8 protein-coding genes are annotated in these 12,046 nt (G+C 53.6%); 5 read left to right on the top strand and 3 right to left on the bottom strand.

Annotated features, from left to right (window positions below; genetic code table 11):
• Positions 1–37: 37 nt before the first annotated feature.
• Positions 38–328, bottom strand: coding sequence for a hypothetical protein (locus NDI52_RS16220; RefSeq protein ID WP_199307801.1), 291 nt, complete (start codon positions 326–328; stop codon positions 38–40).
• A 206-nt stretch (positions 329–534) separates the two neighbouring features.
• Here NDI52_RS16220 and gatB point away from each other — a divergent pair, with 206 nt between their 5' ends.
• The 5 genes from gatB to NDI52_RS16195 all read left to right on the top strand — a co-directional run bounded on the left by gatB (position 535) and on the right by NDI52_RS16195 (position 5,707).
• Positions 535–2,019, top strand: a complete 1,485-nt coding sequence (gene gatB, locus NDI52_RS16215) for an Asp-tRNA(Asn)/Glu-tRNA(Gln) amidotransferase subunit GatB (RefSeq protein ID WP_190772116.1) — start codon at positions 535–537, stop codon at positions 2,017–2,019.
• Between the two features lie 387 nt (positions 2,020–2,406).
• Positions 2,407–3,906: a signal recognition particle protein gene (ffh, locus tag NDI52_RS16210; RefSeq protein WP_190772117.1), complete on the top strand. Its 1,500-nt coding sequence runs from the start codon at positions 2,407–2,409 to the stop codon at positions 3,904–3,906.
• A 187-nt stretch (positions 3,907–4,093) separates the two neighbouring features.
• A complete protein-coding gene (gene rpsP, locus NDI52_RS16205) occupies positions 4,094–4,342 on the top strand; it encodes a 30S ribosomal protein S16 (RefSeq protein ID WP_190772118.1) in 249 nt (82 codons plus the stop codon).
• Positions 4,335–4,739: a KH domain-containing protein gene (locus tag NDI52_RS16200; RefSeq protein WP_190772119.1), complete on the top strand. Its 405-nt coding sequence runs from the start codon at positions 4,335–4,337 to the stop codon at positions 4,737–4,739. The genes rpsP and NDI52_RS16200 overlap by 8 nt, the downstream gene beginning before the upstream one ends.
• 11 nt (positions 4,740–4,750) lie before the next feature.
• Positions 4,751–5,707: a PhoH family protein gene (locus tag NDI52_RS16195; protein ID WP_190772120.1), complete on the top strand. Its 957-nt coding sequence runs from the start codon at positions 4,751–4,753 to the stop codon at positions 5,705–5,707.
• A 213-nt stretch (positions 5,708–5,920) separates the two neighbouring features.
• Here the strand turns inward: NDI52_RS16195 and NDI52_RS16190 are convergent, their stop codons facing one another.
• Together NDI52_RS16190 and NDI52_RS16185 are read right to left on the bottom strand one after the other, a co-directional pair.
• Positions 5,921–7,543, bottom strand: a complete 1,623-nt coding sequence (locus tag NDI52_RS16190; RefSeq protein WP_190772121.1) for an FAD-dependent thymidylate synthase — start codon at positions 7,541–7,543, stop codon at positions 5,921–5,923.
• 102 nt (positions 7,544–7,645) lie between these two features.
• Positions 7,646–11,959 (bottom strand): CHAT domain-containing protein, encoded by a 4,314-nt coding sequence (locus NDI52_RS16185; protein ID WP_190772122.1) that lies wholly within the window; start codon positions 11,957–11,959, stop codon positions 7,646–7,648.
• Positions 11,960–12,046 lie beyond the last annotated feature (87 nt).

The following is a 12,046-nucleotide window of genomic DNA, read 5'->3' as shown; positions in this document are numbered from 1 at the left end:
ATCAACAAAAACTGAAGCATTTCCCTGTTAAGGATACTTAGGATCGGGAAGAGTTGGAATCTTCCGGCAACTCTAAGGCCTTAACCAGTCGCTGCAACACTTCAATCACCTGATCCATCCGGGCGATCGCGGCATCATGGTTCTCCGCAAGGGTCTGCACAGCATCGCTCAGGGCAAAAATTTGGTACCCCTGCTGCTGCACCTGTTTCGATAGGCCATCTACATGATTGGAGAGCTTCTCAACAGTCTCCGTAGTTGCCAATACAGCCTCGCCAATGTGTTGAACCAGGGTGACTAATTCCTTCGTTTCCACTTTCTCTTGTTCCACAATGCTCCTCACGCACAATGGTTATGTTTAGCCTACTTCATAGCCCCCTGAATGTAGGGTTAATCCCCCGGTCATCCTACTCATTTTTCCAACTTATTTCTCCGTCAAGCAAAAATTTGCAGGAGTTTGAATCAAGGGAATGGACAGCAGTAGGTAGAATGGGGGTGCGATTGCGACCCTAATTTATAACGCGTAGTCTCGACAGTATGACCTCTGCCACTCCTGTCAAAACCCAGTACGAAGCGGTCATTGGGTTAGAAACCCATTGCCAGCTCAGCACCGAAACCAAGATTTTTTCGAGTAGTTCCACCCAATTCGGGGCCGATCCCAACACCAACATTGACCCCATCTGCCTAGGTTTGCCGGGCACCCTGCCGGTACTCAACGAGAAAGTGTTGGAGTATGCCGTTAAGGCGGGGTTAGCGTTGAATAGTACGATCGCCCCTTACAGTAAGTTCGACCGTAAACAATACTTCTACCCTGACCTGCCTAAAAACTACCAGATTTCTCAATACGATTTACCTATTGCCGAACATGGTTGGCTCGAAATTGAGCTAGAAGATGAGAGCGGCAACCCCACCCGTAAGCGCATTGGGATCACGCGCCTGCATATGGAAGAAGATGCCGGCAAGCTGGTGCATGGAGGGAGCGATCGCCTTTCTGGCTCTACCTTCTCTCTGGTAGATTACAACCGCGCCGGGATACCTCTCGTCGAAATTGTGTCGGAACCGGACCTGCGCTCTGGAGCAGAAGCCGCTGAGTATGCCCGTGAGCTGCGTCGCATCATGCGCTACCTGGGCGTATCAGACGGCAACATGCAGGAGGGCTCCCTGCGTTGCGATGTCAATATTTCCATCCGGCCGGTTGGCTCCGACAAGTTTGGCACGAAGGTCGAAATCAAGAACATGAACTCCTTCAACGCCATTGAACGAGCTATCAATTATGAAATTGAGCGGCAAATCAAAGCTTTGGAGTCGAACGAGCCCATTGTTCAAGAAACCCGGCTTTGGGAAGAAGGCTCTCAGCGCACCATCAGCATGCGCACCAAGGAAGGCTCCAGCGATTACCGCTATTTCCCAGAACCGGACCTAGGGCCCATTCAGGTCACACCCGAACAGTTGGAAACATGGCGATCGCAGCTCCCCGAATTGCCAGCTCAAAAGCGCAACCGTTATGAAACTGAGCTGGGGCTCTCCTCCTACGATGCACGCGTGTTGACAGATGACCTGGCGATCGCCACTTACTTCGAGGCTGCGATCGCCGCTGGGGCTACTCCCAAGCCCGCCGCCAACTGGATCATGGGCGACATCAGCGGCTATCTCAATAACGAGAAGAAGTCCATTACCGAACTTCCCCTCACCCCGGAAGCCTTAGCCGAGTTGGTGAGCTTGATTGAAGCCAATACCATCAGCAACAAGATTGCCAAGGATTTGCTACCTGAACTTCTCACTCAAGGCGGCTCCCCTAAAGCCCTAGTGGAAAGCAAAGGATTGGTGCAGGTTTCTGATCCGGGTGTGATTGAGGCTGCCATTGATGAGGTGATCGCCGCTCACCCGGACGAGCTTGAGAAGTACCGGGGTGGTAAAACCAAACTTCTGGGCTTCTTTGTCGGCCAGGTCATGAAGCGGACCGGAGGCAAGGCTGATCCGAAACTGACCAACGAGCTGCTGACCAAGAAACTAAACGGATAGAACCTGTCTAAAGGGGGATGTGGCGATCGTGCGCACCCCCTTTAGCATAAATAAAATAATCTAAACTTATATGCAAATCTTAGAATGATAAGAAAACAAAGAAAAAGCCAAAAAAGATCTGTCGAGGGGGGTGACACCCCTCACCCCTGGGATGGCATAATATGATAAGTAGATGCACCCTGATGGTAGGGAGAGTTCCCAAAAGACTCTCCCTTTTTTTTATGCTTTTTTGGGTTTGGCAAGAGGGATGTATTGCATAGTGCTGCGCTCAATTCGGTTGTGGCAACAAGAGGATTTGCAGCATTGCCTGAGGTTCTTCCTTTGCCACAACCGAATTGAACATAGCTATAGAATGGATCAGAGATCTCTGCCAAATGCACGTAAACCATGTTTGAAGCCTTAGCCGATCGCCTGGAGGGAGCCTGGAAAACGCTCCGGGGTTTGGACAAAATTTCTGATACCAACATCCAGGAAGCCCTGCGGGAAGTTCGTCGGGCGTTGCTAGAAGCTGACGTCAACTTGCAAGTGGTGAAGGAATTCGTCGCTGAGGTACAAGAAAAAGCTCAGGGCGCGCAGGTTGTCAGTGGTGTTAACCCCTCTCAACAGTTCATTAAAGTTGTTTATGACGAGTTGGTTGAGGTCATGGGGGAGACGAATGTGCCCCTGGCTGAGGCAGATACTGCCCCAACCGTCGTACTGATGGCAGGCTTACAGGGGACGGGTAAAACAACGGCCTCTGCAAAACTAGCTCTCCACCTCCGCAAGCAAAACCGTAGCGCACTGCTGGTCGCCACTGACGTTTACCGTCCTGCTGCTATTGATCAGCTCATTACCCTGGGTAAGCAAATCAACGTGCCCGTGTTTGAAATGGGCACAGACGTAAACCCCGTTGAAATCGCACGCCAGGGGATTGCCAAAGCCAAGGAAGACGGTATTGATACCGTTATCGTTGACACGGCCGGTCGTTTGCAGATTGACCCGCAGATGATGGCCGAATTGGCCCAAATCAAAGAGGTGGTGCAGCCCCACGAAGTGCTGCTGGTGGTGGACGCCATGACTGGCCAGGAAGCCGCCAACCTGACGCGCACCTTCCAGGAAGAGATTGGCATTACCGGAGCCATCCTGACAAAGATGGATGGCGACACCCGTGGGGGAGCTGCTCTCTCCGTACGACGGATTTCCGGTCAACCTATTAAATTCGTTGGGGTTGGTGAAAAAGTCGAAGCACTGCAACCTTTCTATCCAGACCGGATGGCCTCCCGCATTCTGGGTATGGGTGACGTGCTGACCCTGGTAGAAAAAGCCCAGGAAGAAGTGGATATTGTAGAAGCCGAAAAGCTTTCGCAAAAAATTCTGGAAGCTCAGTTCGACTTCGATGATTTCCTGAAGCAGACCCGATTGCTTAAGACAATGGGTTCCCTGGGGGGCATCATGAAGATGATCCCCGGGATGAACAAGCTCTCAGGTGAGCAACTGGAGCAAGGAGAAACCCAGCTCAAGCGAGCTGAGTCCATGATCAACTCCATGACACGGGAAGAGCGCAAGAACCCTGATCTGTTGGCTGGATCTCCCAGTCGTCGTCGTCGTATCGCCAAGGGCTCAGGCCTGGGCCTGGATGATGTCAGCAAGCTGGTCAGTGATTTCCAGAAAATGCGTACTCTCATGCAGCAGATGAGCCGAGGGCAGTTTCCAGGTATGCCTGGCATGGGAGGAGGACTGGGTGGATTGTTTGGGGGAGGCGGAGCCCCTGCCATGGGCGGTGGAATGCCTCCTGGAGCGGGTATGCCACCGCCAGGTTGGCGCGGTTACCCCGGCGGTGTGGCCCCTACTAGCAAACAGAAAAAGAAAAAGCCCAACAAGAAGAAAAAGGGCTTTGGTAGCCTCTGACGGGTAATGCGTCTGAAGTGCAGGAGCAGGCACAGCCATCAGCGATCGCTAAAGTTGTGCTTTCTCCCTACCTGTTGTGATAGCATTACTAACTGGGCGTTAAATGCCTTTTCTATCTATTAGGTGGTAGGCTAAGTGCCATTCACCTGATCTATCCACTCAATTCTCTGGAGTTAGTTTTTCAGGCATGATCAAGCTGCGTTTGAAGCGGTACGGAAAAAAATTCGCCGCTAGCTACCGTATTGTGGCGATGCAAAGCACCTCTCGCCGCGACGGCCGTCCGTTGGAAGAGCTGGGTTACTACAACCCCCGCACTGAGGAAGTTAAGATTGACGTTCCGGCCGTCGTTCGTCGTCTACAGCAAGGCGCTCAGCCTACTGAGACCGTGCGCCGCATCCTCGAAAAAGCTGATGTTTACGCTCAAGTGAATGCCTGAATCTCCTGTGCCTGATGTAACTAACACCGCGTCCAATACTCACCCACCGGACTTTGAACGGTTGGTACGATTCCTCGTGACGCCTTTTCTTGAGTCCCCCGATGCACTCAAAGTAGATTGTGAAGTGCGCCCATCCCGACAAAAAGCGCTGATTCGCATTGCCTTTGAGGGGGAAGAGAAGGGCAGAGTTTTTGGGCGCGGTGGGCGTAACATCCAGGCCATCCGCACCGTTGTAGAAGCGTTCAGTCAACTGGCAGGCTACACGGCGCACTTAGATGTTTACGGCAGTTCCAGTGCCAACCACCGGGACGGCGGCCCTCCCCGAGAACGAGACGGAGGGGGAGGCCATTCGCGTCCAGACCGTCGCCCTGGCCCACGTCGTCCTCCTCGACATTAGCGGCCTATTTTATGGCAACAGCCATCACGATTGAACTTCCCAGTGTAGACAGTGCGATCGCCCTCGCAGGCCACCGGGAAGAGAACTTAAAACAACTCTCGAAATTGACTGGCGCGACCTTTGTTTTACGGGGTCGCGATCTTGTTGTGTCGGGTACTGAGTCACAGGTGCAGCAGAGTGAGAGCTTAGTGCGATCGCTCCAATCCTATTGGAGTGAAGGCCGAGCCATCACTGGAGTTGACATCCTGACGGCTCGACACGCCCTTGATACACACCGCACAGATGACTTGCAGACGCTCCAGAAAGATGTTCTGGCTCGTACCCGTAAGGGTGATGATATTCGCGCCAAAACCTTTCGCCAGCGGCAATATATCGAAGCGATTCGCAATCACGACCTAACGTTTTGCATTGGGCCTGCGGGAACGGGAAAGACGTTCCTCGCCGCAGTGATTGCGGTGCAGGCGCTACTTTCTAATCAGGTGGAGCGGCTAATTCTTACGCGCCCTGCCGTAGAAGCGGGGGAACGCTTAGGTTTCTTGCCAGGGGATTTGCAACAGAAAATCGACCCGTATTTGCGTCCACTGTACGATGCGTTGTACGAGTTGATTGAGCCCGAAAAAATCCCCAATCTTATGGAACGGGGAATTATTGAAGTGGCTCCTCTCGCTTATATGCGAGGTCGGACACTCAACAATGCTTTCATTATTTTGGATGAAGCCCAAAATACAACGCCTGCTCAAATGAAAATGGTGCTGACGCGTCTGGGGTTTCGCTCCAAGATGGTGGTGACAGGAGATGTCACCCAGACAGATTTGCCCAGCACACAAACATCTGGGCTTTCGGTAGCGATTAATATTCTCAAGAATGTTGAAGGCATTTCCTTCTGTCAGTTGACGAAGGCAGATGTGGTGCGACATGCGTTGGTGCAGCGGATTGTGAGTGCTTACGAAGCCCACGAGAATCATTAATCACTATAGTCACTAAAAAACTTCAGTTCGGGATAAGCTGAAGTGCTCATTTTGACGTGCGCAAAGCGCACGCCAAAATCAGCGTTTTCGAGTGCCGCGCAACGCGTGGCACTCGAAAACGCCCTTAACCCGAACTCAGGTTAAAAATGAAGAAGTCGCCGTTCCTGAGGGATGGCGACTTCTTCATTTTGGTGAGCATGAGTGTCCTTACCCTTACCCTTGACGTTGCTCTAGTTTGAGATCAATTTTTTGTTCAGCGGCAAGACGTTCGAGGGCGTAGCTTTCCATATCAACGAAGTGCATGGAGGCGACGAGGGTAGGGTGCACGTGCTGGATTAGGCGATACATTTCCTGGGCGATCGCTCGATACGTTGGATGCCCCTGCCGAGCACTCCGCAGCTCCACAAAGTGATAAACCTCGCGGAGATTGAGCTTCATTCGCCAGCGCACCCGGTAAGCGAAGGGCACAACATATTGAGACGCAATGGGCAAATCTTGCGCGATCCATTCGGTGGTTTCAGCAGCTTTTTCCAGAGCGTTGCGGTAGGGTTCGGCTAGCCCGGCTTCTTCTAGCTCGGGGGGAATCATGTGGCCGTGACGGACGGTGTAACGCTGACGCTCCTGAGTAAGCACGCGGTGGCGATGGAGGTCGCGATAGGCTCCTAAATCGGCCAGCACATCGAAGGTGTAGTAAGTTTCTTCAAAAGCACGGCCGGGCCGATGGAAGCGGGAGGCGCGATCGCCCACATAGGTCTGAATAATCTCCTCACGCTCTGCCACCGAAAGTTCGGTAGCTTCTATCAGAAGTTGTTCGAAGGCGAGGTCACTGTGGGGATAGAGAATAGCAGCAATGACTTTCGCTTCTGCGTCCGGGTCGTACTCGACTAACTGGACATGCGATGGGGGCGGGAGTGCTGAGGTCGCGAGGCGTTTCTGGGTGAGGTGTTGCGTGCGATCGCGATTAGTCGATAGGTAGCGGGCATATTGCAGCCCCCGCTCAGACTTAGAGCGTTTGACAAAAGACGGAATCATCTGGTCTAAGGCTTCCTGCATGGAGGCTCCCAAAGCATGAACCTCCGCATGAGGGGAAGCAGCCAGCTTAACCAACAAATATTCAAAGGCTCGCCCATTACCAAACAGACCAACATTCGTTAAGGTGGCCATGGGTAGCAAGCCCCGCAACAAATCTAGTGCTTTGGCACGAGTCGCATTGTAATAAGCTCGATCTGAGGTATTGGCGTCTTTCGGTGTACAAGACTGAACCCAGGCCAGCAACGGCTCAACTAATGTTGTGTAGGTTTCAAATAGATGATCGAGAGTTGCTTCGTAAAGAGACGCATGGGATGAAGCCATGATAGAAGCTTCTCGATGGTAGCGATACCGGCCATTGACCTTACGGTTAAAGGGCACGTATCGGGTAGACTTCTCCAGCGGAGAAATGCCGAGGCGGCTATCTTCCAGGGCTTTTGCAGCGATATTGCTGATTCCCTCACAGGCCAGGTGAGCGCCACCCAACTCCGCTACGGAGTCGTCACCGTACCCAACCAGAACGCGATCGTAAAAGGCTTCGGCCTGCTGAATGGCGACAATCTGCTCTCCATCCTGCGTTGAGCCACCGACAATGCGGGAAAAGTCGGCTTCGGGTGCTTTGATAAATTCGTCTAGCAGAATGCGTCGCAGATCTTTATCACTGCGGCTATAGCGAGAAAACAGCGCACCTTTGACGACTTCTGGTAGATTGCGTAGGCCAAATATTGGACTATCTAAGCTCGTGACAAACGGCTCCAGCAATGCCTCTTCTTGATGAGTTAGGGAATTTTCTAAGCCGTCCGCCATGCTGCATCCACCACAGAGGTTATAGGGCAAACAATTCTATCAGAAACCCTACCTATTGGGTATAGATATAGATGCCAAACGCAATAGGTAGGGTTTAAGGCGTTACCAGGGGCTACCAATCATTGTGAAGCCTGCCCAGTAGTAGGGGTGTGCCAAGTTAGGCGTACTACCCTTGTCAAATTCGGAAGGCAACTCAATTACACTTCCCCGACGACGGCTAACAAGGCTTCTGCCATCCAGTTGTACTTCTCCCCTCAGCATAGCCAGTTGAGCTTGACGCAGGGCTTCTGCCTTCATGGGGACATCCTGCAAGTTCTGGTAGAACTCGGTCATCAAAGCCAGCGTGCCTGCGTCAGATACATACCATAAGCTAGCCAGAGCACTTTGAACCCCAGCTTGAAGAGCCAACCCCGCAAAACCCAACTCAGCCTGTGCATCTCCCATAGCTGTACGGCAAGCACTTAACACCAGCAGATTAACAGGTGGATTGTTCAGGTTCATTTGTCGTAGTTGATCGAGCTGTAGCCGCTGATCCCAGAATTGGATGTAGGAATTGCTAGGATCGCCGGGTCGGAACTCGCCATGGGTAGCCAGGTGAACAATGCCAAAAGGCTGGGCGTCGCGCTGCGCCAGTAGGTTTTTGAGGGTAAAGTCTTGATTTAAAAAGTACTCGCCTCGCCAAACTTGAGTAGCAACCTCCTCCAACTCAATGGGGACGGCAGGAAGCGGTAGCTGATCCGTAAACTGGGAAGCCCCCATTGCCAGAACTTGGTTGTTGCGAATGTCGCGGTAGCGGGTATCTACCAGAGCAAGGCTCGGCATTAGGCCAATGCTGTAGCGCTCGACCAGGAAGTGCTGACCATCGTGGAGGGCTGCTACGGGGAGCGATCGCAACCCCTGGTCAAAAATAAACGCCAGATTGTCAATCCCCTGACCCTGGAGATCCTCCTCTAGAGGTGCGACTAGCCACTGGTAGAGTTGCTGAGCTGGAGCCAGGTAGGAGGCCGTACGGGTGCGGGCGGGATTGGTCACTTCATTGCGAAAGCGGGCAGCGGTGGCAAGCACTTGCGATCGCGTCGTTTGTAAAACGCGTTTGCGGATGAGATCTCCTTCCGGAGTGACTAGCACCAGTTCTAACGAGTCGTTTCCTGAGTCGCCCGTATCCACGGCCCTCGGGACAAAGTTGACATAGACCAACGCTGGGGTAAGCCCGGTAGCCTGGGCCACATTCGATAGGGTACCCTGGACCCCCTGAAGCGACAGTGCGCCACTCTCAGGCAAACCAAAGTAATCCTCAAAGTCATCGGAAAACTCCTGGTCGATCGTCCTTGCAGTATTCTCTACCAGGCCATCGGAGGTCTCGTTATCAAGAGGCCTAGCCACGTCATCCAGCTCGGAATCTTCATCGAGCAGAGGATCTCCATTGAGCAGAGGATCTCCATCCTGTGAACCGGGATTAGCCTCGCGCGATCGAATGGCAATGTTGCCCTGGGTATAGTCACCCTCGAAGGATTGCGAGGGAGCAATGGTAGAACGACCAGAGGTGATACTTCCAGCAGTTCCGTTAACCGAAGCGTCTCCTACCGTAAAGGGGATATCCTGTGCAGCACCACCATGGGTGATGTCGACGGGACCACCCCACAACCCTCCTGTCGTATTGATGCTGATCAGACTGCCATTCCCGTCAGCATTTGTCCCCCCCGTGGCCCGGAAAAAACGATTCGTGACAATGCTGACTGCCCCGCCCCGCCCGTCAGTTCCCCCACGGGCATCAATTTGCTCCACTTGCACATCACCTGCGGGATTAATTAACACATCTCCGCCAGAACCTATCGAACCGCGGGTGAAAATGCCACCGGTTTCAACCGTACCGGCGGCCTGCAGTGTGACATTCCCACCCTCAACACCAGAGGCCAAAAGATTGCCTGTCTGAATCCTGAAGGCTTCGGTGAGGGTTAGATTACCAGCCGCTCCAGTTGACGCAGAGCTGGTGAGGTTGCCGGTCACAATTGCACCCGCAGCTTGGAAGAATTGGTTTCCCCCGCGATCGCGCCCCAATGTATTCACATCCCCAATCCGGATAGATCCCTCCCGACTCACCAGGCTCACGTCCGTTCCTGTTCCGCCAGAGGTGGCAGCAATGCTATTGATTGTTTGGGTTCCCTGCGACCCAATCCAGATAGGATCACCGACTCCATTAATTCCGGAGCTTGCCAGGATGTCTTGCAAGGCCAGGGTGCCACCAGCTCGAAGGGCGATCGCCCCACTCCCGGTTTCCCCGGAGGTGGTGACGGTACCGGCTTGAAGGTTGCCATCAACTGCGGCCAGTCGAATACGGCCTCCTGAGTAGGGCAGGTTGGATGTGCCACCGATCGCCTGGGTACTTACATTGCCAACCTGCACATCACGGGTAGATTGCAGGTTCACTGAGCCGCCGGGGCCATCCGTTCCAGTAGCGGAGACATCCCCTGCAATGGTTAGATCACGACCCGCCCGCGCCACAATATCCCCTCCGGCACCAAGGTCAGAATCAGCATTCAGCTCCCCATTGATCCGGATATCCCTCCGGCTTTGAAGGTTAATATCCCCAGCCCGATTTCCAAAGGTATTCACGCTGCCCCGAATCACAATGTTGCGCTGGGCCAGCACAACAATATCGCCAGAGGTTCGAGCTAAGGTAGCCGCATCCAGAGTGCCAGCAGAGGTAAACCGGGCGCGGGAGTCAATGAAAATATCTCCCCCTAAGCCCGTAGAGGCATCGGTTGAGATACCATCAGCTCTGGTGACGCGAATATTACCGCCCGGCAGGCTAAGGTCTGGCTGGTATTGCGTACTGAGGAACACCTGGCCATTGGGAGCATCAATCAGGATGGAGCCAATGGAAATGTTGGCCGATGTCGGCCTTGCTTGAATACGCAATCCAGGAGGTAGGGGCGTACCAGATATGCCTGAACCCACCACGTTGGGTTGCACCCCAGCCCGAATATCTAGCGTTGGCCGTTGTCGACCGTTGATCAATATGCTGTCGCCATTCGAAAGCGTGACGGTCTCCTGCAAGCCGTTCGTCGGATCTGCCCCTGTAATCGTGATGCTTCCGGGTATCACTACACGACCTGATGCAATGACGTGGAGTGAGGCTCCGGTATAGCTGTTAAAGCTGACATTTCCCTGGGCTCGAATGATGGGATCGTAGGGACTGAATAGATCACCCATGTCCCCGTCCAACTGGCGAATTCGGAAGTTACCTCCACTGAAAAAGTGGGCGTCGGCACTAACGGTTTGAGCCGATCGCAATGTCATATCGCCCCCTGACCAGAAGCCACTATCTGGATGGCTGAGGGCAAAAACATCGACCTGGCTGTTGCCACGCAGCACTAAGTCATCCCCAGCGATAATCCGCACTGCATTCGTATTGCTATCGCGTATCTGCAGGCGATCGCCAGCCAACAAAAACAGATCGTCAGCCGCCTGCACCTGCGCTTCACTCAGCAACAGGTCATCTGCTGCGGATATCAGCATATTTCCACCCCATACAGAAGGGTTGGGCGATCGCCCCAGGGCCACATCGCCTGCTGTGATGATGCCACTACCTTGCAATCGCACCGTACCATCGGCACTCACCGTCAATTGCGAAGCATTGTTCAGGCCACCTCCCGTCAACAGTTCAGGTAAAGTCGCCGGACGCAGATTCAGATTCTCGTCAGCCAGCCCTTCTAGCTCTAAGCTCAGAAGACTACCCTCCTGAGACAGGCGTACACGGCTTGAACCGGGCACTGCTGTCACGGTGAGATCGCCATTGGGGGCCGCCAGGCTGCCTGTGTTAATGACGGTCCCTGCGAAGAGAGACAGGTCACCGTTCGCCACCCGAAGATTACCGAGGTTAGCGATCGCCCCTGGTTCTTCCAAAGCAAAGGAAAAGTTTGTGGGATCGCCCACCAGGTTGCTGTAGTTCGTGTCTCCAACCACAGAAAATTCTCGCACTCCGAAGCCGATTCCCGTCGCGGTCGTAGCAACGAAGCTACCCGGTAGATCGAGCCGGGCCTGGGGGCCAAAGATGATCCCCGATGGGTTGATCAGAAATAGGTTGGAGTTGCCGCCGACAACTCGCAGCAGCCCGTCAATCGTAGACGGATCGCCTCCCACAACGCGTGCCAAGATATTGCGAATGTCTGCCTGGGATTGGAAAAGGGCAATTTGATCAGCGGTCAAACCGAACTGCTCAAAGCTATGAAATAGATTCGCGCCATCCTGCGAAGTGCGGCCTCCTGTGACGCGGATACGATCGCCCTGCACCTGTACCTGAGTACCCGTACCATCGGCTGCGGGTTGAATGGTTTGGGCGAGTGCGCGCTTCCCCAGAAGCAAGCTCAGCAATATTAGCGCCCCCAACCCCCACCGTCTCTGTTTTTGGTCCATGCTCCCTCCCTATCCCTCGGCTTTCGATCTGCGTCCCCAGACACCATTCCCCAATACATCAAGCTGCATTGGGAAACTTTAGGCAAA

Origin of the sequence: Leptolyngbya sp. PL-A3 (genome assembly GCF_039962325.1) — a bacterium.
Lineage (GTDB): Bacteria > Cyanobacteriota > Cyanobacteriia > Elainellales > Elainellaceae > Vacuolonema.
The sequence above is the reverse complement of the archived record's forward strand: the minus strand, read 5'-3'. Positions and strand labels throughout refer to the sequence as shown.

Bases quoted from the DNA above. Each gene is read 5' to 3' on its own strand.
- gatB (WP_190772116.1), top strand. From the start codon at position 535: ATGACCTCTGCCACTCCTGTCAAAACCCAGTACGAAGCGGTCATTGGG.
- ffh (WP_190772117.1), top strand. From the start codon at position 2,407: ATGTTTGAAGCCTTAGCCGATCGCCTGGAGGGAGCCTGGAAAACGCTC.
- rpsP (WP_190772118.1), top strand. From the start codon at position 4,094: ATGATCAAGCTGCGTTTGAAGCGGTACGGAAAAAAATTCGCCGCTAGC.
- NDI52_RS16200 (WP_190772119.1), top strand. From the start codon at position 4,335: ATGCCTGAATCTCCTGTGCCTGATGTAACTAACACCGCGTCCAATACT.
- NDI52_RS16195 (WP_190772120.1), top strand. From the start codon at position 4,751: ATGGCAACAGCCATCACGATTGAACTTCCCAGTGTAGACAGTGCGATC.
- NDI52_RS16190 (WP_190772121.1), bottom strand. From the start codon at position 7,543: ATGGCGGACGGCTTAGAAAATTCCCTAACTCATCAAGAAGAGGCATTG.
- NDI52_RS16185 (WP_190772122.1), bottom strand. From the start codon at position 11,959: ATGGACCAAAAACAGAGACGGTGGGGGTTGGGGGCGCTAATATTGCTG.